The sequence below is a fragment of the Streptomyces sp. NPDC028298 genome (genome assembly GCF_055565895.1).
Genome location: NZ_JBVHTL010000011.1, coordinates 163003 through 188670 on the forward strand (window position 1 = coordinate 163003; position 25668 = coordinate 188670).

General features: G+C 69.5%; 26 protein-coding genes. 16 read left to right on the forward strand and 10 right to left on the reverse strand.

Annotated elements, in window-relative coordinates; translation table 11 throughout:
- Positions 1-198: 198 nt before the first annotated feature.
- Positions 199-1362, reverse strand: a complete 1164-nt coding sequence (locus ACZ4TO_RS37080) for an AlbA family DNA-binding domain-containing protein (RefSeq protein ID WP_468026495.1) — start codon at positions 1360-1362, stop codon at positions 199-201.
- A 665-nt stretch (positions 1363-2027) separates the two neighbouring features.
- On the opposite strand from ACZ4TO_RS37080, the gene ACZ4TO_RS37085 reads away from it, so the two are divergent.
- The gene (locus ACZ4TO_RS37085) at positions 2028-2975 is read left to right on the forward strand and encodes a DUF5677 domain-containing protein (RefSeq protein WP_468026496.1); all 948 of its coding nucleotides are present in this window, start codon (positions 2028-2030) and stop codon (positions 2973-2975) included.
- Between the two features lie 234 nt (positions 2976-3209).
- Here the strand turns inward: ACZ4TO_RS37085 and ACZ4TO_RS37090 are convergent, their stop codons facing one another.
- Positions 3210-3458: a GntR family transcriptional regulator gene (locus tag ACZ4TO_RS37090; protein ID WP_468026497.1), complete on the reverse strand. Its 249-nt coding sequence runs from the start codon at positions 3456-3458 to the stop codon at positions 3210-3212.
- A gap of 666 nt (positions 3459-4124) precedes the next feature.
- Here ACZ4TO_RS37090 and ACZ4TO_RS37095 point away from each other — a divergent pair.
- Positions 4125-4871, forward strand: coding sequence for a hypothetical protein (locus ACZ4TO_RS37095; protein WP_468026498.1), 747 nt, complete (start codon positions 4125-4127; stop codon positions 4869-4871).
- A gap of 403 nt (positions 4872-5274) precedes the next feature.
- Here ACZ4TO_RS37095 and ACZ4TO_RS37100 read toward each other — a convergent pair whose 3' ends face one another.
- The 4 genes from ACZ4TO_RS37100 to ACZ4TO_RS37115 form a co-directional block, all read right to left on the reverse strand.
- Positions 5275-5418: a hypothetical protein gene (locus tag ACZ4TO_RS37100; RefSeq protein ID WP_382787409.1), complete on the reverse strand. Its 144-nt coding sequence runs from the start codon at positions 5416-5418 to the stop codon at positions 5275-5277.
- Positions 5419-5560: 142 nt separating this feature from the next.
- Positions 5561-6307 (reverse strand): hypothetical protein, encoded by a 747-nt coding sequence (locus ACZ4TO_RS37105; RefSeq protein WP_468026499.1) that lies wholly within the window; start codon positions 6305-6307, stop codon positions 5561-5563.
- Positions 6297-6746, reverse strand: a complete 450-nt coding sequence (locus tag ACZ4TO_RS37110) for a hypothetical protein (RefSeq protein ID WP_468026500.1) — start codon at positions 6744-6746, stop codon at positions 6297-6299. Before ACZ4TO_RS37110 ends, ACZ4TO_RS37105 begins: the two co-directional genes overlap by 11 nt.
- 141 nt (positions 6747-6887) lie before the next feature.
- Entirely contained in the window at positions 6888-7259 is a 372-nt protein-coding gene (locus ACZ4TO_RS37115; protein ID WP_468026501.1) for a hypothetical protein, read from the reverse strand.
- A 326-nt stretch (positions 7260-7585) separates the two neighbouring features.
- Here ACZ4TO_RS37115 and ACZ4TO_RS37120 point away from each other — a divergent pair, with 326 nt between their 5' ends.
- Positions 7586-8050, forward strand: coding sequence for a hypothetical protein (locus tag ACZ4TO_RS37120; protein ID WP_382787417.1), 465 nt, complete (start codon positions 7586-7588; stop codon positions 8048-8050).
- Between the two features lie 63 nt (positions 8051-8113).
- On the opposite strand, the gene ku is transcribed toward ACZ4TO_RS37120, so the two are convergent.
- Positions 8114-9259, reverse strand: a complete 1146-nt coding sequence (gene ku, locus ACZ4TO_RS37125; protein ID WP_468026502.1) for a non-homologous end joining protein Ku — start codon at positions 9257-9259, stop codon at positions 8114-8116.
- 62 nt (positions 9260-9321) lie between these two features.
- On the opposite strand from ku, the gene ligD reads away from it, so the two are divergent.
- Positions 9322-10203 carry a non-homologous end-joining DNA ligase gene (ligD, locus tag ACZ4TO_RS37130; protein ID WP_468026503.1) on the forward strand — a complete coding sequence of 294 codons (882 nt, stop codon included), beginning with the start codon at positions 9322-9324 and terminating at the stop codon, positions 10201-10203.
- Between the two features lie 577 nt (positions 10204-10780).
- Here ligD and ACZ4TO_RS37135 read toward each other — a convergent pair.
- Positions 10781-11584 (reverse strand): nuclease-related domain-containing protein, encoded by an 804-nt coding sequence (locus ACZ4TO_RS37135; RefSeq protein ID WP_468026504.1) that lies wholly within the window; start codon positions 11582-11584, stop codon positions 10781-10783.
- 99 nt (positions 11585-11683) lie between these two features.
- Between ACZ4TO_RS37135 and ACZ4TO_RS37140 the strand changes: the two genes are divergently transcribed.
- From ACZ4TO_RS37140 to ACZ4TO_RS37165, 6 genes are all read left to right on the forward strand, one after another.
- Complete coding sequence (locus tag ACZ4TO_RS37140) at positions 11684-12190, forward strand: protein-tyrosine phosphatase family protein (protein ID WP_382787423.1); 507 nt, start codon at positions 11684-11686, stop codon at positions 12188-12190.
- 229 nt (positions 12191-12419) lie between these two features.
- Positions 12420-13331, forward strand: a complete 912-nt coding sequence (locus ACZ4TO_RS37145; protein ID WP_468026505.1) for a hypothetical protein — start codon at positions 12420-12422, stop codon at positions 13329-13331.
- Positions 13332-13413: 82 nt separating this feature from the next.
- Positions 13414-14625: an ATP-binding protein gene (locus ACZ4TO_RS37150; protein WP_382788038.1), complete on the forward strand. Its 1212-nt coding sequence runs from the start codon at positions 13414-13416 to the stop codon at positions 14623-14625.
- A 71-nt stretch (positions 14626-14696) separates the two neighbouring features.
- The gene (locus ACZ4TO_RS37155; RefSeq protein ID WP_468026506.1) at positions 14697-15476 is read left to right on the forward strand and encodes an SH3 domain-containing protein; all 780 of its coding nucleotides are present in this window, start codon (positions 14697-14699) and stop codon (positions 15474-15476) included.
- A 61-nt stretch (positions 15477-15537) separates the two neighbouring features.
- The gene (locus tag ACZ4TO_RS37160) at positions 15538-16914 is read left to right on the forward strand and encodes an FtsW/RodA/SpoVE family cell cycle protein (protein WP_468026507.1); all 1377 of its coding nucleotides are present in this window, start codon (positions 15538-15540) and stop codon (positions 16912-16914) included.
- Complete coding sequence (locus tag ACZ4TO_RS37165; protein WP_385043140.1) at positions 16911-18368, forward strand: penicillin-binding transpeptidase domain-containing protein; 1458 nt, start codon at positions 16911-16913, stop codon at positions 18366-18368. Before ACZ4TO_RS37160 ends, ACZ4TO_RS37165 begins: the two co-directional genes overlap by 4 nt.
- Positions 18369-18536: 168 nt before the next feature.
- On the opposite strand, the gene ACZ4TO_RS37170 is transcribed toward ACZ4TO_RS37165, so the two are convergent.
- The gene (locus ACZ4TO_RS37170) at positions 18537-19436 is read right to left on the reverse strand and encodes an ADP-ribosylglycohydrolase family protein (RefSeq protein WP_468026508.1); all 900 of its coding nucleotides are present in this window, start codon (positions 19434-19436) and stop codon (positions 18537-18539) included.
- Between the two features lie 109 nt (positions 19437-19545).
- A complete protein-coding gene (locus ACZ4TO_RS37175; RefSeq protein WP_468026509.1) occupies positions 19546-20649 on the reverse strand; it encodes a ferritin-like domain-containing protein in 1104 nt (367 codons plus the stop codon).
- Positions 20650-20789: 140 nt separating this feature from the next.
- Between ACZ4TO_RS37175 and ACZ4TO_RS37180 the strand changes: the two genes are divergently transcribed.
- From ACZ4TO_RS37180 to ACZ4TO_RS37205, 6 genes are all read left to right on the forward strand, one after another.
- Entirely contained in the window at positions 20790-21719 is a 930-nt protein-coding gene (locus ACZ4TO_RS37180) for an AurF N-oxygenase family protein (RefSeq protein ID WP_385043146.1), read from the forward strand.
- A 397-nt stretch (positions 21720-22116) separates the two neighbouring features.
- Positions 22117-22842 (forward strand): TetR/AcrR family transcriptional regulator, encoded by a 726-nt coding sequence (locus ACZ4TO_RS37185; RefSeq protein WP_382787439.1) that lies wholly within the window; start codon positions 22117-22119, stop codon positions 22840-22842.
- The gene (locus ACZ4TO_RS37190; RefSeq protein ID WP_382787441.1) at positions 22823-23170 is read left to right on the forward strand and encodes a hypothetical protein; all 348 of its coding nucleotides are present in this window, start codon (positions 22823-22825) and stop codon (positions 23168-23170) included. The genes ACZ4TO_RS37185 and ACZ4TO_RS37190 overlap by 20 nt, the downstream gene beginning before the upstream one ends.
- 109 nt (positions 23171-23279) lie before the next feature.
- The gene (locus ACZ4TO_RS37195) at positions 23280-24425 is read left to right on the forward strand and encodes a C40 family peptidase (RefSeq protein ID WP_468026510.1); all 1146 of its coding nucleotides are present in this window, start codon (positions 23280-23282) and stop codon (positions 24423-24425) included.
- Positions 24426-24617: 192 nt separating this feature from the next.
- On the forward strand, positions 24618-25016 hold the full coding sequence (locus ACZ4TO_RS37200) for a lactococcin 972 family bacteriocin (protein WP_382787445.1): 399 nt from the start codon (positions 24618-24620) through the stop codon (positions 25014-25016).
- A 62-nt stretch (positions 25017-25078) separates the two neighbouring features.
- Positions 25079-25645, forward strand: a complete 567-nt coding sequence (locus ACZ4TO_RS37205; protein ID WP_468026511.1) for a DUF6518 family protein — start codon at positions 25079-25081, stop codon at positions 25643-25645.
- The last annotated feature ends 23 nt before the right edge of the window (positions 25646-25668 follow it).

Genomic DNA, 25668 nt, shown 5'->3' on the forward strand with positions numbered 1-25668 from the left:
GCTCAGAACCAGGCTGCCCCAACTGTCCGACGCTCACGCTGGAGACTGGGCACTCCGGTCATTAATGTGCGGGCCGAGGTGTGCGTGAGTTGCACCGCCATCCACACCCACTCGCCGACCGCCCACAGGCGATGGCGGACGCACGAGCAAGCGACGGGCAGTTGCCTCCCAAACCAGAATCCCAATCACGCTGATGATTCAATGACCTGCGCTCCCCTTTCCTCGCCAGCGGGTCATTTTCTCGGCCAACAATGGGTGAATTTCCTGCGCAACGACTGGAACGTTACCGTCATTAGTGCGCACTGGAATGCTGAAGAAGTTCCTCTTCATCTTCCCAGAGACAACCTCTCCTGTCACAATGAACGGTTTGACTCGGTTCTCCTGATTTGGAATGTGAGCATAAATAATCTGCCCCCTCCTGTCACTGATCACTTCAATCCTCAGCCCCTCAATCGTTGGATAGATGTGCGCTAGCGCGATAGCTCGCAACTGCTGCACCACCCTAGGAACTGGTTGAGCAATCTGCGGATTCTTGTCCAAAGGACAGAGTTTAGAAAACGTCTCAGCACCACCCTCGTCTACCTCAGTCTTTGCGCCAATCAAAAGGATGCCTCCCGCGGAGCCATTCGCGAACTGTGCAAGATCCTTCGCGAACTCAAGTCTTCCTTGGGCATCCAAAAGGTCAACCCTTTCTTTGACATCGAACCACTCGTTTTCCACAAGCCATCCGCTCAAGAGTTCAACGTGTCCAAGATGGATGATTCGGAGAACCTCATCGAGCGAGGGCTGATCTGGCCACACGGCCGAGTGGGACGCGAGCGTAAGGAGCTTGGCGCATTCTCTCACCTCACGCAGAGGCAGGTCCTCACTAAGACACACGGCCGAGACCAACCACGAATGATATAGGTAATCTTCCTGCTCTTCCACTGTGCGCAACTTCAGCCCGCACCTCAGCAAGATTCTTTCCGATCGCCGTTCAAATTCAGCTTCATCTACTGTTTGAGCGAACGGGATAGAGAAGCTGGCCAGGGGAGGCTGCCCATGCAGCCACTCAATCCCAGACCAACTGTCGTCGCCATTCAAGTCGAGAGATACCATAAATCCCGGCTTCTTCGAAATTTCCGTCAACTCACCCCAGCGTGACGGAAACCTCAACGTGGAGAGGTCCGGAATTTTTTCGCTGAGCACCTTGACAAGTTCAATCAAACGAACCTCCATTCCCGACGGGTCGAGACACTGCACCTCCAAGTCTTTATCCGGGTACCCATAGTCAATAAATCCGAACAGGTCTATCCCGCCCGCATGAACCACGCCTTTCGCAAAACGGCCTCCGTTCTCCAATTCTTCAATCTCAAGCATCATCCGAATAGCTCACCCGTTCGACTTGTAGAGGGTCCCAGCCTGTGAAACCTCATCATCTACCATCCTGTTTTGCTTCCGCTGCCTAATTCTGAAGCTTTGAGTCCTGCTCGTGATAGCTGCAGCCAGACGGAGTGCCGCGCAGTGAGCCGCTTCGCCGGCGGGCTGCAACACCCTGGTTGTCGCAGCCCCTCACGTGGTCGCCTCTCTTCCAGTCCTCAACACACCTGGAAGTAACCCTCCCCGCGTGCGTGTGGGGGGCGTGTGAGCGAAGCGAGGCGCCGTGCCACACACGGCCTCTTTGCAGGTCAGAGTCATAATCAAGCACGGTGTGACCATGCTCTCCGGATGGATGACGTACGACAGCGGCATTCACGGGGCAGCTCAGCGCTACTTCATTCAGGCGTTGCGTATGGCTCAAGCCGTCGGTGACAGGCTCCTGGGCAGCAGCTTCCTTCTGCGATGAGCCACCCGGCAACCTTCGTCGGAAGTTACCGGGGAGCCGCCGCGCTGGCCCGCGCGGCGAGCATGGGCCGGCGCAGGTCTCGCCCCCACGCTGGCAGCGCAGTTCCGCGCCATGGAGGCGAGAGCACTTGGCCGCATCGGCGACGCACGCGAACTGCAGCAACGGGACTCCTGCACGTGCTGGATGTCAGTACGATTCGCGCATGGGGAACAGGGAGCGCGATGCGCAATGGGGCGAGGAGTTGGCGCAGCACGCCGACGTGCTGGCGGCCGTAGTCCGGGAGTTGATCTCCAAGTTGGAAAAAGTGCCGTTTACGCAAGTGCTTGCCAATCCGAAGGCAGCGCTGTTTCGGGCGTGCCTGCTCCGCCAAGCTGAGTCCATGGAAGCGACGTCGCTGCTGGCCAAGAGCGGACTGGGTCACATGGCCGTGGTGTATGTGCGGCCAGCCTGCGAGGAGTTCTTCTGGCTGAAGTACCTCTCGACGCTCTCGGACGCGCACGTCGCAACGCTCTTCATCAACCTGAGCGGCCAAGAGGCATTGCGTGCCCTGACGGCCCAGCAGCAATTCGCGGGCAAGAAGGGCATGAAGAATCTGGGCTTCCCCACGGCCTTCGTGAACCTCATAACCGGCAAGGCTTCAGCTACTCGGGAGGTTATCGCCGCGGTTGGCAGGGATCTCAATTGGCCCGAGCCAACCGGCCCGAAGAGCACTCAAATACCCTCGACACACTGGATCGCCAATGCGATCGGCGAGGGGAGGCTGTACGACTTCCTATTCTCCGCCACCTCCCGTGCGGTGCACTTCTCCATGCATGAAGCGGCGCGCAAGATCTGGGTCAACGATGACGGAGACCTAGACCTCGAATCCAGTATCCATGTTCGGTACCGGACCCACTTCGGAATCTACTGGACCTGTGACCTGCTGGCCCGGACGCTTGAACTCACTATGCAGGCGGAGTGGAGCAAGGACACCGCTATGACGATAGAGGTATCGGACGACTTCTTCGAGCGTCTTAAGTCGGCCATCAGCGGAGTCCGTAAGAAAGGTAGCCCGCCCATCGTCATCCCGGAGGAGTTCAACCTCCACAGGAAGGCACCATCAGCAAAGCCCGCATCCACGAAGGATGGAAGCTCTAACCTCAATCCCTAGTGACGGTTCACCGACGGAATTGGCGCACCGCCTCGCTGTGTGGCTGATGTTGGGCATGTCGAGTGCCCGAGCATCGCGTCGAGCGGGGGCCAAGCTCCGCTTCTCCGGGCTGGGTAGCCGCCGGGACGGAAAGTTGCTGGCGCGTCAGGGACACTTGCTGCCATAGGCGGAACCCTTTGCCCGTTCGAAAAAGTCGCGAGACTCTATGGCCTGCATTGGTCCGCAAGAGGTCCGTCAACTTCTCCCCAAGCGGGCGGCAGCACCCGTTCCCACCACGTACCAGCTGGCCCTCTGTGCGGACTCGATCACGACTTTGCTCTTGAGGTCAGCCAACGCGCGCTCAATGGCGCTGCGGCTCACGTGATAGAGCTCCATCAGCTTCGCCTGAGACGGCAGCTTCTCAGGAGTCTTGCCCTTCTCGATCTTCCGACGCAGAGAATCCGAGACCTCTAGGTACGCGTCGCGCGGACTGGCCGACGGCACCTAGCCTCCCTTTCGATGTCCTCGCTTGGCAGCGGCTCATTGCTTCCAGCTTCTCTCGGTGGCCCTCGGTCGATGTAGGGCGCCGTAGGGACTGTCCCACGTGTCCGACTGTCCGGTTAGAGCGCTGACCTGCATAAATGAGTGGGACAGTCAGATTCGCCAGTGTCCCACCTGTCCGGTCTGAGTACCGGGCTACAACACTCCGAGGTGTTGCAGCCCCTCACGTCGTCGCCTCCCGTCGGGCCTCACCAACCGGAGGTGAGCTCCCGCCCCTCCCTCTAAGCGCGTGTGAGGGGCGTGTGAGCGAGACGAGATCTTGCGCCGCGCGCGGCTCCCTTGCAGGTCAGAGTCATAGTCAAACACGGCATGAGCATGCCCTCCGGAGCCGTGTGCGCAGGTTCGAATCCTGCCGGGGCACCGCTCATGAGGTACCCGAAGACCCCCGTCACCAGTGGAAACGCTGAGGCCGGGGTCTTCGCGTATGTGCAGCCAGGTGCTGCCCGAAGCGGCTCTGTGTCCGGGGCCATGGATGGGGCGTGGGTGGGGTCTTGGAGCATCGCTGCGGCTAGCTGGCTGGTTCTCGCGCTCGGCTTGCCTGCCCCGATGACCGCAACCGGGCCACCCCAGACGCGAGGCCCGCCGCATCCGGCTGCTTAGATCGCCGGTATGACGGACTGGTCGCAGCTTCACCACGCCTACGGCACGGCAGAAGACATCCCTGGCCTGCTGGACACCGTGAGGTGGCTGCCGACGGATGCGGCTTGGACCGCGCTGTGGTCCCGGTTGTGCCATCAGGGCACCGTCTATTCAGCGAGCCACGCCGCCTTGCCCGCCCTGCGGGACATCGCACGCCAGTGGTCGCCCGCAGACCGGCAGATGCCGCTCCTGCTGGCCGGCGCCATCGCCGCCAGTACCGACCAGCCGTACGGAGAACCAGATCCTCACGTCGCCTACGCCTCGGAGATGTCCGACCTGAAGCAACTGACCGAGGAAGCTCTCCAGGATCCGGCCCTCAGCCACGACTCCAATACGTACGTCTACCTACTGGCCGCACTCCTCGGCTTCGAGGGGGACGAAGTCTGGGGTGCACAACTCGACGGACTGAACGATGACGAATACGAAGTCCCTTGTCCCGCGTGCAGTTCAGAGAACTTCATAGCCTTCGGCGAGTCCGGCTTCTTTTCGACCCTGGACAGCATGTACATGAATGAGACTGCGGCGAGGAAGATCCCTCTTCAGCCCGCGGCTCCCCCGTTGGAAGGGGTTGCCCACAGGCTTCACAGTCGCGCGCTCGCGGATGGTCAGGCCGAGGTCGCGCAAAAGTTGACCTACGTTTTCGGCGAAGCGCAGTGCGCCGACTGCGATGCCATATTCAGCGTCGCGGAAGCCATCACCACCCCATGGGATGCGTGACTCACAGAAGAGTTGGGCGCTGCTCCACGCCTGCGATGACGAGCAACGCTGTACACCTGCTCGACCTGCTCCGCCCTCTGTACTCCTGTGAGGGGCGCCAGTGCCGCCACCTCGCGCTCCGGCTAGACGCGCACGCTGAGCTACGTGGCCACCACCTTGAGATCCGTCACGCCGACGAAGACAAGCATCGGCTCCACCCGTACAGGAAACGATCGCCGTGCCGTCAGGCAGGTTCGCGTCCAGGCGCTCATGTCCGTACGGCTTCCAGCGCGTGACCTTCAGCTCCACGAGCCCCCCTCGTCCGGCCTCATCCGCCCTCGGCTCGAAGCGTTGCAGCAGATGGGGCTCGAAACGAGGGAGGCCCCGGACAAGATGTCCGAGGCCTCGCAGGTGAGCTGAGTGATCAGACTTGGATCTCGCGAACCAGGGTGTCGTCTCCGTCGTAGAGCTCCAGGGAGTAGCTCAGCCCCAGGCGGTCGAGTTCGCCGCCGAGCTCGTCGAAGCGCTGCGGGTCGACGTCTCCGTTCAGCAGTAGGTTCGAAGCCACGATCAGGTCGAGCTCCAGCTGGCACCAACTGATTCGCGCAGCTGGTCAGCCGCGCCTCAACGCTGTTGCCGGCGCGCTCAGCCACCTCGGTGGGATCGGCACCGGCAATGAGCAGGAGATGGTCGGGGATTGTGGGGGTGGGTTACTGGAGCATCAGGGCTGCGCCTACCACCACCAGGACCGCGCCGGCTCCGGCTGCCACCGGGGAGCGGGTGATGGCTGCGACTCCCAGGAGGCTTGCGCCCACCAGGGCGATTCCCGCGCCCCGTTGGAAGGTCGCGCTCAGCAGCGTCTCGCCGTTCCGGGTGTTCTCCTGGTTCGCGGTGCTGTTCAGAGTCAGGAGTTCGGCCAGGCCGATGTTCTGGTCCTGGGCCACGCCCTTCAGGGTGGTCATGTTGTGCGACGGCACGCCCGCCGTGAGCATGAGGTTCTCGAGTACGGCGTCGTCGAGCTGTCCCACGAGACTGATGGCGAACTCCGCGTGGGAATCGGCCACCGCTCCCAGGGTGTCGATACTCGCGGCGAGCTGGTCCGCGGCTCCCGCCTCCCGCTGCCACACCTTCGCGATGTTCTCCTGGAACGGCACCTGCTGAATGCTCTCCGCGATCCGGTCGGCCCGGGCGGCGTCCTCGTGTGTCACGCGCAGCGGCACCGCCGGCTTCTCGTCCCGCGCCTCGCGATCCGCCTCGCGGGGCAGCGCGTCGTCGGCCACGGTCATGGACTGGTAGGTCAGGCCCAGCGTGACGATCGGCCTGTGTGCGAGGACCGTCCGGCGTTCGACCGAGCCTCCCGGCTCCGGCGACCGGACCTCCTCAGCACGTGACACGGCCCGGATCACCGCCACGAGGAAATCGTCGACCCCGACGACCGGCTCTTTTTCACGAGGCATGACGTTCTCCTGTCTGGGGCGGCTCCGCCACCGTCACCTGTTCCGGGGTCGGCCCGATCGTCGTGGTCACGACCTGCGGGCAGCGAAAGCACGCCGCCGCGCCCTCTTGGTGCCACCAGCGGCACGCGGCGCGCGCGTGGCAACGTGGCAGGACACCGATCACCGGTGGGAGGACCTCGGTGAGGCGTTTCGCCAGCGTGCAGTCCCGGCCGTCGAAATGCCGGCACCTGTCCTCCACGCACTCGGCCGAGAACCGGAACACTTCCGTCGGGAGAAGGTCACCCGCCAGCGAGGTGATCTCGGCGACCGCGGGAATCGGGCGCGCCAGATACCGGACTTCCGGAGCATCCGCACTGCCCGCGAGGATTCCGAGCACCGTGCTTCCCGGCATGTCGGGTTGTGCGCTCGGGCAGGTCCTTCTCGGTGCGTCGCTGTGCATCCGTGCACTCCCGGCAGGCCTTTGACATAGGCGCACGCTCGGGGCGGATGCGCCGTCCTCATCGTGCGGCGCCGTCCTGACCGGCTGCAACGGCAGGAGGGCCGTTGGGGTGTCGGGCCTCCCGAGCGTCCGCGTGGTCGGCTATGCCGTAGTCCGGCGGGATGTGTGGAGCAACTGGGGCAGGAGCAGCGCGCCCGCTGTCGCGGCGCCCACGGCTCCCGCCGCGAGGAAGGTCCGGGACGAGCGCCAGGACAGGACCGACCAGGTCGACTGGGCGGAGAGGACCGAGCCTGTGCTCAGCCAGGAGCCGGCCGAGATCAGGGACAGGGAGGAGCCGATCGAGCCGATCGACAGGGCGCTTCCGATCGAGCCCACCGACAGGGCCGATCCCACGGAGCCGACGGACAGGACCGAACCCACCGAGCCGATCGACAGGACCGAGTCCTTCGACCACAACGAGAGCACCGAACCATGGAAGGGGCGACCGGTCTGCCGTGCGGGCTGCTTTGTCATGAGGTCATCCTGCCTCCCCCCGGCCCTTCCGTCTCGGGGGTCCATGAGCCGATGGGGTTGGGGGGTGGCGTGCGCGCGCCGCTCATCCTTCGCCACGCGTCGCCGGGTTCTCCATGCAGCCCCGCGTCGCCGGGTTCTCCTTGCAGCCCCGCGTCGCCGGGTCCTCCGTATGCAGCCCCGCGTCGCCGTCCTCCGTATGCAGGAGTGCGGGGTACCGACGTGGCCGTAGCGGCTGCGCACGTATGCCGTGGTGGGCGGGGATCCCGCGGTCGGGTGGGCATGCTCGTCCGGGGAAGTGGTGGCGAACGGTGGGGAGTTGAGGCGGGATGCGGGCCTGGTTGCGGCAAGGGATCTTCCAGGGGCCTCAGTCCCGGACCCATCTGGAGGCCCTCAAGAGGATCCAGCCCGAACCGCAGGACATGTACGCCCACGACTACCTCTACGGGTGCCTGAGCGTGCTCGACTCCAAGGCTCAGGTGCTGCTCGGCTACGACGGGTTCCTCGTGTCCGCCGCCACCGTCGTCCTGACCATTCTTCCCGGGGGTGCCGGTTCCACGGCGCTCCTGGTCGCCGCCCTCGTCGCGAGTGGTCTGTCCGGGGCGCTGAGCCTGATGGTCGTCTCCGTGCACTGGACCGACACCTACGACCTGGAACACCCTCAGGAGATCTTTCCCCGGCTGCTCGAGGTCCGTAATCACCGGACGCTCAGCTATCGCCTCTCGTGGGGCATCGCTCAGATCGCCTCCCTGCTTCTCGTGTGCGGCGTTCTCGTGCATCTGCCGGGGTGGTAGCGGTCGCCGCGGGACGGGCTCCCGTCCGGCCGCGATGGCCCTCGGTTCCCGGGGCCCTCGTTCTCACGCCGACGTTCGCTTGCGCGGTGTGGTCTTCTTCGCCGTCGCTTTCGTAGTCTTCGCCGTCGTCTTCTTCGTGGCTGTCTTCGTTGCTGTCTTCGTGGTCGACTTCTTGGCCGTCGTCCCGGAATCCGTCGTCCCGGTGGTCGACTTCGTCGTCCGTTGCTCGGGCGTCCGCTTCGCCGTCGTCGCCTTCGACGTCGACTTCCTCGCCGTCGTCTTCTTCGCCGCTGTCTTCTTGGCCGTCGACGTCGACTTCTTTCCCGCGACCTCCTTGGGCGCCGTACGAGCCGGTCCGCGGGCCCGCGTCTTCCCGGACGCGGACGGCAGTTCGGTGACCTGGGCGTCCTCGCCGGTTCCGGTGGCGTCCTCGCGCGACTCCTTGGCCGCGCGCACGCTCTTCTCCAGGGCCGCCATCAGGTCCAGCACCTTGCCGCCGTCCTCGTCGCCGGCGGGAGCGGTGGGTGCCTCGTGTCCCTCGGCCTTGGCGGTGACGAGTTCCTCCACGGCCTGGCGGTAGTCGTCGTGCAGGTCGGCGAGGTCGACCTCGCCGAGGGTGTCCATCAGGGCGTCGGCCAGGTCGAGTTCCTTGTCGCGGACCGTGACCGCGGCGTCCGGGGCGACCTCGTCGGTGGCCCGGATCTCGTCCGGCCAGAGCAGGCCGTGCATGGCGATCACGTCGTCGACGACCCGCAGCATGCCGAGCCGCTCCCGCCCCCGCAGCGCGAACTTCGCCACGGCGACCTTCTGACTGCGCTTGAGCGCCTCGCGCAGCAGGATGTACGGCTTGGCGGCCGGGACGCCGTTCGCCGCCAGGTAGTACGCCGTGTCCATCTGGAGCGGGTCGATGCGCTCGGCCGGGACGAAGGCCACGATCTCGATGGTCCGGGTGGTCGGGACGGGCAACGAGGCCAGGTCCTCGTCGGTGATCGGGATCAGGGTTCCGTCCACGTCCTCGTACGCCTTGCCGATCTCGGCGGACGAGACCTCGCTGTCCTCCAGCTCGCAGACCTTGCGGTAGCGGATGCGGCCGCCGTCGTCGAGGTGGATCTGACGGAAGGAGATCGCGTGGCTCTCCGTGGCGTTCATGACCTTGATGGGGATGCTCACCAAGCCGAAGGAGATGGCGCCGTTCCAGATGGATCGCACGTGCAGCACCCTTCCGATCACTTTGAGCAGGGTTTATGCCGTTTTCGTGGGATTGTCATGGTATGACGCCGATCACGGAGGTGGAGGGCAGGAGGCTCGCGCTCACCAATCTCGACAAGGTCCTCCACCCGGCCACCGGATTCACCAAGGGCGAGGTGCTGCACTACTACGCCACGGTCGCGGACGTACTGCTCCCCCATCTGCTGGACCGGCCGGTCTCCTTCCTGCGCTATCCCGACGGGCCGGACGGGCAGGTCTTCTTCACCAAGAACGTGCCGCCCGGTACGCCCGCCTGGGTCACCACCGCCGAGGTCCCGCGCACGGAGGGGCCCGCGCGCATGGTCCTCGTCCAGAATCTGGCGTCCCTGATGTGGGCGGCGAACCTCGTGACGGAGTTCCACACCCCGCAGTGGACCATCGGCACGCCCGGGGTCGCCGACCGGATCGTCTTCGACCTCGATCCGGGGGCCCCGGCCACGGTGGTGGAGTGCTGCGAGGTCGCGCTGTGGCTGCGCGAGCGACTGGCCGCCGACGGGATCGAGGCGTACGCGAAGTCGTCCGGGTCGAAGGGGCTGCATCTGCTGGCCGCCGTGGCGCCGACTCCGTCCGCCGACGTCAGCGCGTACGCGAAGGAGCTGGCCGTGGAGGCGGAGAGGGCGCTGCCGCGGCGGGTCGTGCACCGGATGACGCGGACCCTGCGGCCGGGGAAGGTGTTCGTCGACTGGAGCCAGAACGCCGGCCGCAAGACGACCGCCACCCCCTACACGCTCCGGGCCCGGGCCGAGCCGACCGTGTCCGCTCCCGTGACCTGGGAGGAGGTCGAGGAATGCGGGTCGCCCGACCGGCTGGCCTTCCAGGCGATGGACATCCCGCCCCGCGTTCAGGACTTCGGTGATCTCCTGGCGCCGCTGTTCGACGCGGAGCGTGCCGGTCCGCTGCCATGAGCGCCGAGCAGCGGGCGCGGAGAACCGGAGGGTGTGGAGAGTGTGGAGGGTGCGGGAGACGCGGAGAGTGGGGGTGAGCGCGGAGGGTGCTTGCCGGGCGGGCGCGGAGAGCAGGGATGGGCGCGGAGGGTGGGTGCCGGACGGCCGCGGAGAGTCGGGATGGGCGCGGAGGATGTGTGCCGGGCGGCCGAGGAGAGTGGGGGTGGGTACGAGGGGTGGGTGCGGGCTCTGCCCCGTGACCCCGGTCCGGCAGGGCCCGGCTCCGCACGGCTCCGCCTGGCACGACCCGGCCCGGCACGACCCGGCCCGGCCCAGCACGGCTCAACCCGGCACGACCCGGCCCAGCTCGACCCGGCCCGGCACGGCTCAGCCCGGCACGGCCCCGCCCGGCACGACTCGGCCCAGCACGGCCCCGCCCGGCACGGCTCAACCCGGCACGACCCGGCCCCGCACGACTCAGCCCGACACGACCCGGCCCCGCACAGCGCAACCCGGCCCCGCACAGCTCAACCCGGCTCAACCCGGCCCACCAGGACTCACCCCGGCAGCACTCGCCCCGGCCCGGCTCAGCCCCCGCTCACACACTCAGCCACGTGTGCCGGTCTCGGGCCATCGCGTGCAGGGCCTCCACGTCCGCCGGTTTCAGTACCCCGCCGAACCGGGCGAGGCCCGCGAGGTCGGTGTCCCGCAGGACGCGGACCTCGCGCGCGGGTGCCGGGACGTCCAGGCGGGTGGCGCCGACCACGGCGAGGACGGCGCGGACCTCGGCGGTCAGGGCGTGCGACGCGCGGTCGGCGTCGGCGCGGACCCGGCGCAGCAGCGGGCGGGCCTCACGGCGGCCGACGGTGACCATCGGGTCGGTGACCCGGACGCGCTGCTTGTGGGCGGGCAGGGTGTGCAGGCAGAAGAGGCCGGCGGGGCCGATCAGCAGATGGTGGATGCGGTCGCCGCCCGGGAGCGGGACCGAGTGCAGGGTGTGCCAGCCGCCTCCCTCCAGCCGGTCCAGCGCCGTGCCGACGGTCTGCTCGGCGGCGAGCGCGCGGCGGCGCGGGTCGGGGCGCAGCCGGTGCGCCGGGCCGGGGTCCCGGTCGAGGTCGATCACCAGGGCCTCGCCGGGCCGGTTGGGCGCGAGGTCGTCGTCGGGGTGGAGCGCCAGTCGGGCCAGCTCGGCCGAGGTCGGGACGGGCGGCGGTCCGACGGTCACCGGGCCGGTCAGGAACGGTCGCAGCACGTCGAGCACGTCCTCGCGCCGGTCCTCGCTGAGCAGATTGACCCTGGCCGTGTCACGGTCGTACCAGGCGACGCTCCTGCCGTCGGTCAGGCACACGTACAGGCGCTCCTGTCCGTGCCGCCGGGCCGGTACGACGCGCAGTCCGCTCATGAACCATCACCCCATGACCATGGGAACAGGCGGGGTGCTCCAGGGGCAAGAACCCGGTTACCTTTGGCAGGAGTTGGGGCGGTTGGGTGGGAGGCGCTGTTGCGAACTCGCAGAAGATATCCGGATGTTCCGACTCCGGACAGCCCGTGGAGTGAGATCGTGCCCGGCCTGTGGATGGGCGGACACGAGTTCGCGGGGCGTTCGGGACAACGGCAATCCGTCGTCGTACACGATGAGTTCGACCTGGTTCTGTCGCTGCTGCGGCAGCCGGGGCACGGGCCCGATCCGGGGGTCGAGCACCATGTGTGGCCGATACCGGACGGGCCGTTGGACGGTACGCAGCTCACCGGGGTGATGCGACTGGCGCGGGCCGCCGACGACGCGCTGGAGGACGGGCGCCGGGTGCTCGTCCGCTGCCTTCAGGGGTACAACCGCTCGGGGCTGGTCGTCGCGCACGCGCTCGTCCTCGCGGGGCACACCGCCGACGACGCGATACGGCTGATCCGGGCCCGGCGCTCGCCCTGGGCGCTGCACAACGAGCTGTTCGTGGAGTACCTGCGGGCCGGACTGCCCACGGCCCGCCTTCTCGAGGAACTCGCCGAGTAGACCGGGCGGCCCCGCCAGGTCGTTCCATGCGTGCGGACAAAAAGGATTTCTGCATGAATAAGGGGTACGGGACGGCCGGTCGTCCCGTGTCGTGCCCGGTCGCCCGGGGTGTGCCCGTGCTCGGCGGTCACCCCTCGGACGGCCTCCGGCCCTTCCCCTTCGCCGGTCTCGTGCGGTAAGCGGCGCGGCAGCGCCCGCGGACGGGGCCGCGCCCGGCCCCGGGAGCCCCGTGACCCACAGCCGCCCCGCGCGAGGGCTCCGCCTCCGGCCCCGGGGAGCAGGTCGTCCGGGCGGGTCCGGCAGGTCCCGGACCCGCCCGCCCGGCCGGACGGCTCGTGCCCTCCTGTGCGCCGTCGCCGCCCTCCTCGCGACGGCCCTGGCCGGCTGCGGCGACGCCGGGGCCCTGCACAGCGCCGGCGCGACCCCCACCGCGATCGGCCCGACCCGGCTGTGGCCGCAGCTCCCGCCCGCCGCGACACCCGCGATCGACTACGGCGAGGCCGACACCGAGACGGTCAAGGGCGTCACGGCGCCCGACGACGACATCCACGCCCTGGACCCCGTGACGGTCGTACGCGCCCAGGTCGCGGCCCATCCGGACGAGTACACCGGACCGCACGCGGCGTACGCCGAGACGGCGCGGCTGCTCGACGACTGCGGGAAGCCGGGCGCCCTGGGCCGGAAGTGCCCGGTCCTCCGGGCGTACTACCGCGATCTCACCGGCGACGGGAAGCCCGACATGGTGCTCGGCATCCGCTTCCCGGCCCATCAGCTCGCGGTGCGCGTGTACACGTTCCTCCACCACCGGCTGGTGCAGGTCATGGGCACCGCGGACAGCGTCGTCAGCGTGGAACTCGCGGGTCGCGATGTGATCATCCGCTCGCCCTCGACCCTGCCCGGATACGAGTTCCGTACGGTGTGGTCCTGGGACCCGCACCAGAACGCGATGCTGGCCACCCGCGACGAGATCCTGCGGGTCGGACCGCCGACGCCGACGGGCTCACCCGCCCCGGGCAGGTCCCCCTCCGCCCGCCGGGCCTCCCCCGCGGTCCCGCCGGCACGGTCTCCTTCCCCGAGCCAGGCCTCCCCCACGGCACCCGCGGTCCCACCGGCGCTCTCGCCCGCCGCGAGCGCCCCATGAGGCGGTCGCTGTGAGGCGGTCGCTGCGTCTGCCGCGCTGGACCGGCACCCTCACCTGGAAGGCGGCCGCGTTCATCGCGGTCATGTGCTGCTGCCTCGTCGCCCTCCTCGGTGTCCTCGTGCACGTCTCGGTGACCGACCAGACCGTCGGCGAGGCCCGGGGCCGCGCCCTCGACCGGCTCGCCGACGTCACGACCGCCTACGAGGCGGGCGACCGGCTCCCGCCGGACGCGGGCGTCGACCCTCCGGGGCTGCCCGCGCGGCTGCGCGAACTGGCCCAGGACGGCAGGCGCGGCACGATGGTCGGCGAGCACGACACGCACCCCACCATGTGGGCCGCCGGTCCCGCGGGCGGAGGACGCGCGCTGGCCGTCCGGTTCGACTACGCCCAGGGCGCGCACGCCATCGACGCCCTGGACCGGGCGATCGTGTGGTCCTCGGCCCTCGCGATCGGGGTGACGCTGCTGGTCGGGGTGTTCGCGGTGACCCGGGTGACGCGCAGGCTGCACGCGACCGCGCGCGTGGCACGGCGGATCAGCGCGGGCGACCTCGACGCGCGCGTCAACGACCCGCGCGCCCAGGATCCGACGCGCCCGCAGGACGAGGTGGCGGCGGTCGCCGGCGCGCTCGACACGATGGCGTCGTCGCTGCAGGGCAAGCTGCTGAGCGAGCAGCGCTTCACGGCGGACGTGGCGCACGAGCTGCGCACTCCCCTGACCGGGCTGCACGCGGCCGCCGAACTGCTCCCGCCGGGGCGGCCGACGGAGCTGGTGCGCGACCGGGTGGCCACCCTGCGCACCCTCACCGAGGACCTGCTGGAGATCTCCCGGCTGGACGCCGGCAGCGAGCGTCTCGAGCTGGACTCGGAACCGCTGGTGCCGCTGGCCGAACGGGTGGTGCGCGCCTCGGGGACCGACACCGCGGTCCGGGTGGTGCGGGGCACGCGGGTGGAGACCGACCGGCGGCGGTTGGAGCGGGTGCTCGGGAACCTGGTGGCGAACGCCCACAAGCACGGCAGGGCGCCGGTGGTGCTGACCCTGGACGGTCCGGTCGTCACCGTACGGGACCACGGGGACGGCTATCCGGGCTATCTCGTGGAACACGGCCCGCAGCGCTTCCGTACCGAGGGCGGCGCGACGGGGCACGGGCTCGGTCTGACCATCGCGCTCGGTCAGGCGGAGGTGCTGGGGGCGCGGCTGGAGTTCGCCAACGCCCCGGACGGCGGTGCGGTGGCGACGCTGACGCTCCCTCAGGACGGGCGGCGGGAGCCGGGCGGCCCCGATGGCGGTCTGTGAACTGCGCTCCCCGGCTCCCGCTCCTAATGTGGCGATAAGTCAGCTTCGCCCCCTTCCTGGAGGAGCCCTCCATGTCCCTGCGGTCCACATACACCCGAATCGGTATGGCGCTGGCCGTCGGCAGCCTCGCCCTCGCCGGCGCCACCCCCGCACTCGCCGACAACGACGGCGGCACCGGAAGCAGTGACAACCACCAGTGGAGCGACGGCACCGGCGGTCACCAGTGGAACAACGGTGGCGGGGGTGGAGGCGACGACGGCCGCGAGCAGGGCACCGGTGGCGACGGCGGCGGCCAGTCGTGGAACAACGGCGGGGGCGGTGGCGGTGGCGGCCAGTGGAGCAACGGCGGCGGCGGTGACGGCGGGGGCGGCCAGAGCGGGGACAACGGTGGCGGGGGCGGTGGCGGCACCTGGGACAACGGTGGCGGCGGCAACCAGAACTGGAACAACGGCGGGGGCGGGAACCAGAACTGGAACAACGGTGGCGGGGGCGGGGGTGGCGGGGGCCGCGAACCCGGGAACGGGAACGGGAACGGGAACGGCAACGGCAACGGCAACGGCAACGGCAACGGGAACGGGAACGGGAACGGGAACGGGAACAACCAGAACAACGCGCCGCTGTACAAGGGCCGGGTCACCGCCCGCGGCGGGCTGGCCCTGCGCAGCTCCCCGACCCGCGGCAGCCAGCTCATCCGGGTCGCGCGGCAGGGGGAGATCGTCTCCATCTTCTGCAAGACCCCGGGCGAGACCGTCGGCGGCAACCCGCTCTGGTACCTCCTCACGGACGGCACCTGGGCCTGGGGCGCCGCGCGCTACATCGACAACATCGGCCCGGCCCCCCGCTGGTGCTGACACCCGGGGCTCCGCCATCCCGTAACGGGACATCGGGTCGCCCGCTTGCTACGTTCCGGACATGATCCAGCCCGGAATGTCCGGAACGGCCGTAGCGGCGGACCCGGCCCCACCCGCTGAACGCCTGCCCAGGCGCCGTGGCATCGAGCTCGCCCTCATCGTCGTCGCCGTCCTGCTCTGCGTGTACGGCTACTGCGCCGTCGGCCTCGCCAAGCACGGCACCGTCCCGCCCGGCGCCGCCGGTTACGGCGCCGGGCTCGGCGTGCTCGCGCTCCTCGCCCACGTCGCCGTGCGCCTGCGGGCCCCGTACGCCGATCCACTGCTGCTGCCCATCGCCGTCCTCCTCAACGGCCTGGGCCTGGTGCTGATCTACCGGCTCGACCTGGAGACCCCGGACGACCAGGCGGCCCCCATCCAGCTCATCTGGTCGACCCTCGGCGTCGCGTTCTTCATCGTCGTCGTGCTCTGCCTGCGCGACCACCGTGTCCTCCAGCGCTACACCTACGTGTCGGTGGTCGGCGCGCTGGCCCTGCTCGTCCTGCCGATCTTCTTCCCGGCGGTCAACGGCGCCCGCATCTGGATCCGGGTCGCCGGATTCTCCATCCAGCCGGGCGAGTTCGCGAAGGTCCTGCTCGCCGTGTTCTTCGCCGGCTACCTCGCCGCCAACCGCAACGCGCTCGCCTACAGCGGCCGCCAGATCTGGCGGTTCCGGCGGCTCCAACTGCCCACCGGCCGCGTCCTGGGCCCGATCGTGACGATCTGGCTGCTCAGCGTCCTGGTCCTGGTCCTGGAGCGCGACCTCGGCACCTCGCTGCTCTTCTTCGGCCTGTTCGTGATCCTGCTCTACGTCGCCACCGGCCGCACCGGGTGGATCGCGGTCGGGCTGCTGCTCGCCTCCGTCGGGGCGCTCGCCGTCGGCCGCCTCGAACCGCATGTGCACAGCCGGGTGGAGGACTGGCTCGACCCCTTCGCCTCGATCACCGCGGGCCAGGGAGCCAACCAACTGGCCCAGTCCCTCTTCGCGTTCGCCGCCGGCGGGATGCTCGGCACCGGCCTCGGGCTCGGCCATTCGGTCCTGATCGGGTTCGCCGCCAAGTCCGACTTCATCCTGGCCACCGCGGGCGAGGAACTCGGACTGGCCGGCCTGTCCGCCGTCTTTCTCCTCTACGCCCTCCTCGTCGAACGCGGCTACCGCGCGGGCCTCGCGCTGCGCGACCCCTTCGGCCGGCTCCTCGCGATCGGCCTCGCGTCGATCGTGGCGCTCCAGGTCTTCGTCATCGCGGGAGGCGTGACCGGACTGATCCCGCTGACCGGCATGGCGATGCCGTTCCTCGCGCAGGGCGGCTCCTCCGTCGTCACCAACTGGATCATCGTCGCCCTGCTGATCCGGATCAGCGACTGCGCGCGCGGTCAGTACGACGGGACGCCGGCGCCATGACCAAGTACATCCGCCGGGCCATCGGACTGTGCGCCGTGCTGCTCGTGGCCCTCCTGGTCAACGCCGCCCGCGTCCAGGTCGTCCAGGCACCGTCGTACGACCGCAATCCCGCCAACCGCCGTCCGGCGATCGCCCGTTACGGCCAGCCGCGCGGGGACATCGTCGTCGAGGGCCGCCCGGTCACCGGCTCCAGGGACACCGGTGCGCAGTTCCGCTACGAACGGACCTATCTGGACGGCCCGTTGTACGCCTCCGTCACCGGCTTCGCCTCGCAGCTCTACGGGACCACCCTGCTGGAGGGCACCGAGGACGGGATCCTGTCCGGGAGCGACCCGATGCTCGCCCCGCTCCCCCTGCTGGACGGCCTCACCCGGGCCCGCGGTGCCGGCGGCAGTGTCGTCACCACCCTCGACGCGGCCGCGCAGCGGGCTGCCTACGAGGGGCTCGACGGCCGCCGGGGCGCGGTCGCGGCGATCGAGCCGTCCACCGGCCGGATCCTCGCACTGGTCTCCACCCCGTCGTACGATCCCGCCCGGCTCTCCGGGACGGGGGCGGCCGCGTCCACGGCCTGGGCGAGGCTGAACGCCCAGGACGACAAGCCGATGCTCAACCGGGCCGTCCGGCAGACGTATCCGCCGGGGTCGACGTTCAAGGTGCTGACCGCCGCGGCGGCGCTGGACTCCGGGGTCGTCGAGGACGTGGACGCGCCGACCAGGTCACCGAACCCGTACCGGCTCCCCGGCACCACGACGAGGCTCACCAACGAGATCGAGGGCTGTGAGGACGCCTCCCTGCGGTACGCGTTCACCTGGTCCTGCAACACGGTCTTCGCCAAGCTCGGTGTCGACGTCGGGCTCGACGGCATGACGAGGACGGCGGCGAACTTCGGCTTCAACGACCGCAAGCTGCGCATCCCGTTCTCCGTGGTGCCCAGCAACTTCGATCTTCGGCTGGACCAGGCCCAGTTGGGGCTCTCCTCCATCGGCCAGTTCGACACACGGGCGACGCCGTTGCAGATGGCGATGATCGCCGCGGCCGTCGCGGGCGACGGCTCGGTCAAGACGCCCTACCTGGTGGAGCGGACGACCTCGCGCACCGGCGCGACGCTGACCACGACCGGTCCGCGGACCCTCCACCAGGCGATGAGCGCGTCCACGGCCCAGCGCATGCGGGAGCTGATGACGGACGTGGTGGAGAAGGGCACCGGAACCGTGGCCGCCATTCCCGGTGCCACCGTCGGCGGCAAGACCGGCACCGCCCAGCACGGCGTCGGCAACTCCGGCACCCCGTACGCCTGGTTCATCTCCTGGGCCCGCGCCGACGGCTCCCCCGAGCCCGCCGTGGCCGTCGCCGTGGTCGTCGAGGACGCGGCGGCGAACCGCGGGGACATCACGGGGGGCGGGTTCGCGGGGCCGATCGCGCGGGGGGTGATGGAGGCGGTGCTGGGAAGTTGAGGGTGTCCGCGCCGGGCGGTGGGACCACTCCACGGGACAGGGGGTGTGGCCACCCGGTCGGCCCGCCTGGCGTTCGGCCGTGTTCCCGCCCTCGGCGATCACTGGCTGATCATCGACCTGACCGTATGGCAGGACAGGGGAGGTTCGAGCGGAGGGAGAGCGCCGGGTTCAGGCGCCTCCGGGCACCGCCTCCCTGCGGCTCAGCCAGTCGGCGGCGACCGTGTCGACACCGGTGCGGGCCGCCACGATCCCGCCGGTGATGGCGCACGTCGTGTCGACGTCGCCGAAGCCCTCGGCCGCGCTCCAGAGCGCCGCCGTCAGGTCGTCGGGATGACGGGCGGCGCACCAGATCGAGAAGGGAACGGTGTCGTCGGCCCGCACCCGCTGACCGCTGCCCAGGATGTCCGACGCCTTCCACGGAGCGGTGGAGAAGGAGAGGTCCGCCGCCCTTTCGAGGCCGTCCCGGACAGCGCTCCGCGGGGTCGCCGCCGCGACGGCCGCGAGGCCCTGCTCGCCCCGGGCGGACAACGCGGCCGCCGTCGCCACCGCGACCGCGCCCGCGATGCCCTCCGGGTGCGCGTGCGTCACCTCGGCCGACAGCGCGGCCTGCTCCGCCACGTCCGGCAGGCTCGCCTGGAACCACGCCCCCAGCGGAGCGACGCGCATCGCCGCGCCGTTGCCGAGACTCCCCTCGCCGCCGAACAGACCGCGCGCCGTCTCAGGCCACCTGTGCGGCTCCTGGACCAGCCTCGGCAGGAGTTCGCACATGCCGCGGCCGTAGCCGCGGGCCGGGTCCGCTTCGAAGGCGAGCGCGAACGCCTGGGCCAGCTCGGTCTGCCGGATCTCTCCGTACTCGTCGAGGACCCGCATGATGCCGAGGGCCATCGCCGTGTCGTCGGTCCAGTGCCAGGTGGGCTCCTGCGGGGTCTGCCGGGCCTGGATCTCCTCGTAGGCCTGGAGCCTGTCCCGGAAGAGGGGGAACCAGCGCTCCCCGAAGGCGTCGCCGAGGGCCAGGCCTTCGAGGCTGCGTCGGGCGGCTGGTCGGTTCGGGGTGATCGACGGGGTCATGAGGGGATCATCCCGCGTCGGAGGTGGGCGCGGGGAGGCCAATTCGAGCGGATCCCGGGTCCGGCGGGGTGGGAGGCAGGGCGCGGCGGTTCGTCGGTCCCCGGCGCCGTCAAGCGCGGCCCTCGTCGATCGTCGTTCCTATCTCCGCGATGCGGGCCCGTTCCTCGGTCGCGAAGCGTTCCGCGTCCAGTTGTTCGGCCAGTTCCTCGTCCTGTGCCATCAGGAGGTCGAGGTTGGAGTTGCCCATCTCGAAGACGCCTATGTCCACGTAGGCCCGCTGGAGGCGTTCGCCCCACAGGCCGATGTCCTTGACGCACGGAACGATGCGGCTGAAGAGCAACTGGCGGAAGAGGTGCAGGAATTCGGAGTTCTCGCTGAATTCCTCGGCCTCCGCCTTGGGGATCCCGAAGTTCTCCAGGACCTCGACCCCGCGCAGCCGGTCCCGCATCAGGTAGCAGCCCTCGATCACGAACTCCTCGCGTTCGCGGAGCTCGGCGTCGGAGAGCTGCCGGTAGTAGTCGCGCAGGGCCATGCGGCCGAAGGCGACATGGCGTGCCTCGTCCTGCATCACGTAGGACAGGATCTGCTTCGGCAGCGGCTTGTCGGTGGTGTCCCTGATCATCCCGAAGGCGGCCAGCGCCAGGCCCTCGATCAGGACCTGCATGCCCAGGTAGGGCATGTCCCATCGCGCGTCGCGGAGCGTGTCGCCGAGGAGGGCCTGGAGGTTGTCGTTGATCGGGTAGAGCATCCCGATCTTCTCGTGCAGGAAGCGGGAGTAGACCTCCGCGTGCCGGGCCTCGTCCATGGTCTGCGTGGCCGAGTAGAACTTGGCGTCGAGGTCGGGGACCGATTCCACGATCCGCGCGGCGCAGACCATCGCTCCCTGTTCGCCGTGCAGGAACTGGCTGAACTGCCACGACGCGTAGTGCTTGCGCAGTTCACCCTTGTCGCGGTCGGTCATCTTCGCCCAGTACGGCGTGCCGTACAGGGTCAGCGCCTCGTCCGGGGTGCCGAGCGGGTCCTCGGGGTCGACCTCCAGACTCCAGTCGATGCGTTTCTGGCCGTCCCACTGCTTGTCCTTGCCCTTCTGGTAGAGGGCGAGCAGCCGGTCACGACCGTCGTCGTACTCCCAGTTGAAGCGGGCCGCCCCCGAGGCCGGTATCTGCCAGAGGGGATCTCCCGAGTCCGCGGCGTACAGCTCATGCGTCGGCATACCTCGCAGGCTCACACGGAGTAGACGCGTCGTCAACAAGTCCGGCACAGGGGATTGACGAGCTTGCTGACAAGCAGTCTCATAAGTTGTGACCGCCGGTAACTTCTGAAGTGATCCCGTACGACGAGGTGGGAACAGCCATGACGACGGTGCCCGAAGCCGATGTGCTCCGTGACGCGCTCGGTCTGCTCAAGGACCGGGAGCAGGTGGCCGAGCGCCTCCTCGACTCCTCCGCCAAGCACTCCTTCGACCCCGACAAGGAGCTCGACTGGGACGCGCCCTTCGAGGAGGGCAAGTGGTTCTGGCCGCCCGAGCTGGTGTCGCTGTACGACACGCCGCTGTGGCGCACGATGGGCGAGGAGCAGCGGATCGCGCTGTCCCAGCACGAGGCGGCCGCGCTGGCCTCGCTGGGCATCTGGTTCGAGATCATCCTGATGCAGTTGCTGGTGCGGCACATCTACGACAAGGCGGCGACGAGCGCGCACGTCCGGTACGCGCTGACGGAGATCGAGGACGAGTGCCGGCACTCGAAGATGTTCGCGCGGCTGATCACGCGCGGGGGCACGCCGCACTACCCGGTGAGCCGGGCGCATCTGAATCTGGGGCGGTTGTTCAAGACCATCTCGACGACTCCGGGGTCGTTCACGGCGACGCTGCTCGGTGAGGAGATCCTCGACTGGATGCAGCGGCTGACGTTCCCGGACGAGCGGGTGCAGACCCTCGTCCGGGGGGTCACGCGGATCCATGTGGTGGAAGAGGCTCGGCATGTCCGGTACGCGCGGGAGGAGTTGCGGCGGCAGATGCTGACCGCTCCGCGGTGGTCGCAGGAGTTCACCCGGGTCACCTCGGGTGAGTTCGCGCGCGTGTTCTCCGTGGCGTTCGTCAATCCCGAGGTCTACACGAACGTCGGGCTCGACAAGCGCGAGGCCGTGGCGCAGGTGAAGGCCAGTGGGCACCGGCGGGACGTGATGCAGACCGGGGCCCGGAAGCTGACCGATTTCCTGGACGAGATCGGGGTTCTGCGCGGGGCCGGGCGGCGGTTGTGGAAGTCGTCGGGGCTGTTGGCCTGAGGGGGCGGTCACGGTCCTGTGGGTCCTGCTGATTCCGGGCGCTCCGGGATCGGCTGGGGCTTCGCGGCGGGGCCGGACCGTGCTGGGGCTTCACGGCAGGGCCGTGCTCGGCTGGGGCTTCGTCGCGGGGCCCGGGTTCGGGGAGGGGCGCCGGGGCCGTCGTGGGGGCGGGGCCGCGCCGGTACATCCGCCCGCATCCGAACGGATCCCAGCGGGGTTGAACGGTGAGAGTTGATTCTGATCCGTCCGGCCTGCGGGCATTTGATGTACCGGCACGTCCCCTCGCGTCGTACGGCGGCCGCGGGAGCGTGGGGGCGGGGCGCGGCCGCCACAACGGCCTGGGGTTCGGTTTCCGCTGCACGGGGAGCTGTGCTGGTGTGCGGTTACGCTGCCCGACATGACCTCGCAGGCTTCCACCCCCGCTTACCGTCGGCTCAGTGTCGAGGAACGGCGCAGTCAGTTGCTCGAAGCCGCGCTGTCCCTCTTCGCCCAGCGCGTGCCCGAGGACGTGTCGCTGGACGATGTGGCGGAAGCGGCGGGGGTGTCGCGGCCGCTGGTGTACCGGTACTTCCCGGGCGGCAAGCAGCAGTTGTACGAGGCTGCCCTGCGGTCCGCCGCGGAGGAGCTGGAGCAGTGCTTCGCGGAGCCCGCCGAGGGGCCGCTGACCGAGCGGCTCTCCAGGGCCCTCGACCGGTACCTCGCGTTCGTGGATCAGCACGACGCGGGGTTCAGCGCCCTGCTGCAGGGCGGCAGCGTCATCGAGACCTCGCGGACCACGGCGATAGTCGACGGGGTCCGCCGGGCGGCGGCGGAGCACATCCTCGACCATCTGGCGGTGAAGGACCCCGGGCCCCGGCTGCGGATGACCGTACGGATGTGGATCACGGCCGTGGAGGCCGCCTCGCTGATCTGGCTCGACGAGGACAAGGAACCGCCGCTGGACGAGTTGCGGGACTGGCTCGTCGAGCAGTTCACGGCGGCGCTCGCGGCGAGCGCGGGGAGCGATCCGCAGACCGCGGCGGTGGTCCGGGCCGCGCTCGTGATGGAGCGCCCCGACGGCATCGCGGGGGCGCTCGTCCGCCGGGTGCTGCCCGTTGTCGAGAATGCGGCCCACCTGCTGTGACACTGGTCCGGTGAAGAGCGAAGACACCCCCTTTGTCGGCGGCCCGCTGGACGGGCGCGTCCTGCCGGTCCTGCTCGGGATCACCGGCCACCCGCCGAAGACGTACCGCGTCCCGGTCCCCGGCGCCGACGGCGGTCCGTCCACCGTGGTCGTCTACCGGCGCGTCCAGGCGGCTGCGAGCAAGCGGCTCGGGCTGCATCAGGGGTGGAAGTACGAGTACGACCCCGAGGGCGACGTCCCGGGACGCCGGTTCAAGCTGCCCTGGTCCCCGGGCACCGGCAAGGGCGGCGGTGGCGGCGCCACGCCGGGCGGCAACGCCGACGAGTGAGGTTCTTGGGCCGAAGCGCCCTCCCGGCGGGCGCCCGGGGTGCGGTGGTCCGATCCTGCCGGTGCGAGACGGGTGGTGGACGGACCACCCCGGCACCGGAGGTGATGGCGTGTCAGGAAGGCTTCTGCGTCTGGTCTGCACGGGGGCCGTGGCGGTCGGGGCGCTGTTCCCCTCCACGCCCGCAGGTGCCGCGCCCGAGCCCGACTCCGGTGCCCAGCGGTCCGTGACCTCGCTGCTGACGGATCTTCAGAACCTCTACCGGGACGCCGAACGTGCCACCGAGACGTACAACGGCACCGCCGAGAAACTGAAGAAGCAGCGCGCCGAGGTCGCGAGGCTCGACGCCCGGCTCGCCCGGGCCCGGCTGTCGCTGGAGGACAGCCGGACCGCCGCCGGACGGCTGGCCCGGCAGCAGTACCAGAGCGGCGACGAGATCTCCCCGTACGTACGACTGCTGCTGGCCCGGGATCCGCAGCACGCACTCGACCAGGGGCACCTGATCGGGCAGTTGTCGCTGGAGCGCGCCCAGACCGTGCGGCGGGTCGCCGGCGGCGAGCGGCGGACCGACGGGCTCGCGCGGGCGGCCCGCAAGGCACTGGACGGGCAGCTCTCCCTCGCCGCGCGGCAGAAGAAGGAGCGGGACGAGGTGCGCGAGCGGCTCGACGACGTGGAGCGGCTGCTCGCCTCGCTGACCGCGGAACAGATCGCCGAGATGGGCCGGGTGGAGAAGTCGGGGACCGACGCGGCCCAGAAGAAGATCATGGCGTCCGGCTCCCTCAGCAGTGCCCGTCCGCCCACGCCGGAGGGCGAGGAGGCACTGCGGTACGCCGTCGAGCAGATCGGCAAGCCGTACGAGTGGGGTGCGGAGGGACCGAAGGCCTATGACTGCTCGGGGCTGACGTCACAGGCCTGGGAGCGGGCCGGCCGGCCCATCCCCCGCACCAGCCAGGAGCAGTGGGCCGAGCTTCCGCACATCCCGCTGGACAAGCTGCGTCCGGGCGATCTGGTGGTCTACTTCCCCGAGGCCACGCACGTCGCCCTGTACCTCGGCGACGGGATGGTGGTGCAGGCCCCGCGTCCCGGGGCGAGGATCAAGGTGTCGCCCATCGCGGCCAACCCCCTGCTGGGCGCCGTACGCCCGGACCCGGACGGGGAGCCCCTGCGGCGGTTCACGCCGCCGGAGCTCCCCGAGGGTGCCACGGACGGATCCGACGAGGGCTTGGCCTCCGGCGCACCGACGCCGGAAGGGAGCTAGCCGAGGCCGAAAAGCCCGCTCCGGTTCCCCGTCTTCGGCGTGATGTCCCCGACGACGCCGTGATCTTGAGACGGCACGGCGGCGGAGGTAGCGTACTGGCGTTGCGATCTCAACTGCCCTCTGACCAAGGCAGGTTGGGATCGACGGACGCGTCAGCGATCCGAATGCCACGAACGCAAAACGGGGTTGAATGTGAAGTCTCTTCGTACATCCGCATGGCTCGCCACGGCCGTCGCACTCCTGACCGCGGGAGCCGTCGTCGCCCCGGCCGCGTCAGCCGGCGCAGCCGAACTGAAGCCCGCGACATCGGGCATGGCCGTCATCGACCTCAACGCGTCTTCCCGCGCTGCGGGCGGCGAGACGCACACCAAGGACGTCGGTGGCGGCTCCTGGACCTACGGCTGGGAGCTGACGAGCGGCGGGAAGCGCTGCTTCTCCTCGTACTTCCACGGCTCGAAGATGCACCACGCGACGGCGCGCATAGCCAACGGCGACAACAAGGCCTACGCCTTCGCCGGGCAGACGGCCAAGGCCAGCAGGACGGCGGGCGCCGCCTACACCTGCAGCGCGTACTGGAGCCTCGACGAGTAGATTCTGCGGCCGCACCGCATCAGTCAGCCGCCTGGTTACCGAAAAGGACTTCGTGGAACGCCGTGATCTCTTCACGCTCCTTCGTGCTGGCACCCGCCGCCGCGCTCCTGGCCGGTGCGGCTCTCGGAGTCCTCACCCGCGCTCTGGAGACGAGCGCCTCCACGGCCGGCCGGGGCATCTACCTCGTCCTGAACGAGGCCTGGCCCTGGTCGGCCCTGGCCTTCCTCGCCGGCCTCGCCGTCGCGTCGCGGGCCGCGTCCGCCGTCGTGGCCGCCGTGTCCCTTGCGGCGGCCGTCGCCGCCTACTACGTGGTCCATTCGGACACCACGTGGTCCGGGGCCCTGTCGGCGACGCTCGCCTGGGGTGCGGTCGCCCTGGTGGTCGGGCCCGTCCTGGGACTCATGGGCAACCTGGCGCGCAGCCCGGGACTTCCCGGCCTGCCCTTCCGGCTGGTGATCCCTGCGCTGGCCGTCGTCGAGACGACGGCACGGCTGCGTGCCGAGGTCTCTCTGCAGGGGCCGGTCGGCGAGACGGCGTGGACGATCACCCGCTTCGCGGCCGTCGCCGTCTGCCTCGCGCTGGCCGCACACGCGGTAGTGATCAACCGCCGGCACGGCAGCAGGAGCTGAAGGCTCCGTCTCCGGCCCGCGTA

Coding starts and splice junctions, on each gene's coding strand:
- ACZ4TO_RS37155 (WP_468026506.1), top strand. CDS start 14,697: ATGTCCCTGCGGTCCACATACACCCGAATCGGTATGGCGCTGGCCGTC.
- ACZ4TO_RS37150 (WP_382788038.1), top strand. CDS start 13,414: ATGTGCTGCTGCCTCGTCGCCCTCCTCGGTGTCCTCGTGCACGTCTCG.
- ligD (WP_468026503.1), top strand. CDS start 9,322: ATGACGCCGATCACGGAGGTGGAGGGCAGGAGGCTCGCGCTCACCAAT.
- ACZ4TO_RS37080 (WP_468026495.1), bottom strand. CDS start 1,362: ATGATGCTTGAGATTGAAGAATTGGAGAACGGAGGCCGTTTTGCGAAA.
- ACZ4TO_RS37120 (WP_382787417.1), top strand. CDS start 7,586: ATGCGGGCCTGGTTGCGGCAAGGGATCTTCCAGGGGCCTCAGTCCCGG.
- ACZ4TO_RS37170 (WP_468026508.1), bottom strand. CDS start 19,436: ATGACCCCGTCGATCACCCCGAACCGACCAGCCGCCCGACGCAGCCTC.
- ACZ4TO_RS37165 (WP_385043140.1), top strand. CDS start 16,911: ATGACCAAGTACATCCGCCGGGCCATCGGACTGTGCGCCGTGCTGCTC.
- ACZ4TO_RS37095 (WP_468026498.1), top strand. CDS start 4,125: ATGACGGACTGGTCGCAGCTTCACCACGCCTACGGCACGGCAGAAGAC.
- ACZ4TO_RS37135 (WP_468026504.1), bottom strand. CDS start 11,584: ATGAGCGGACTGCGCGTCGTACCGGCCCGGCGGCACGGACAGGAGCGC.
- ACZ4TO_RS37110 (WP_468026500.1), bottom strand. CDS start 6,746: ATGCACAGCGACGCACCGAGAAGGACCTGCCCGAGCGCACAACCCGAC.
- ACZ4TO_RS37105 (WP_468026499.1), bottom strand. CDS start 6,307: ATGCCTCGTGAAAAAGAGCCGGTCGTCGGGGTCGACGATTTCCTCGTG.
- ACZ4TO_RS37085 (WP_468026496.1), top strand. CDS start 2,028: ATGGGGAACAGGGAGCGCGATGCGCAATGGGGCGAGGAGTTGGCGCAG.
- ACZ4TO_RS37180 (WP_385043146.1), top strand. CDS start 20,790: ATGACGACGGTGCCCGAAGCCGATGTGCTCCGTGACGCGCTCGGTCTG.
- ACZ4TO_RS37115 (WP_468026501.1), bottom strand. CDS start 7,259: ATGACAAAGCAGCCCGCACGGCAGACCGGTCGCCCCTTCCATGGTTCG.
- ACZ4TO_RS37190 (WP_382787441.1), top strand. CDS start 22,823: ATGCGGCCCACCTGCTGTGACACTGGTCCGGTGAAGAGCGAAGACACC.
- ACZ4TO_RS37185 (WP_382787439.1), top strand. CDS start 22,117: ATGACCTCGCAGGCTTCCACCCCCGCTTACCGTCGGCTCAGTGTCGAG.
- ACZ4TO_RS37175 (WP_468026509.1), bottom strand. CDS start 20,649: ATGCCGACGCATGAGCTGTACGCCGCGGACTCGGGAGATCCCCTCTGG.
- ACZ4TO_RS37160 (WP_468026507.1), top strand. CDS start 15,538: ATGATCCAGCCCGGAATGTCCGGAACGGCCGTAGCGGCGGACCCGGCC.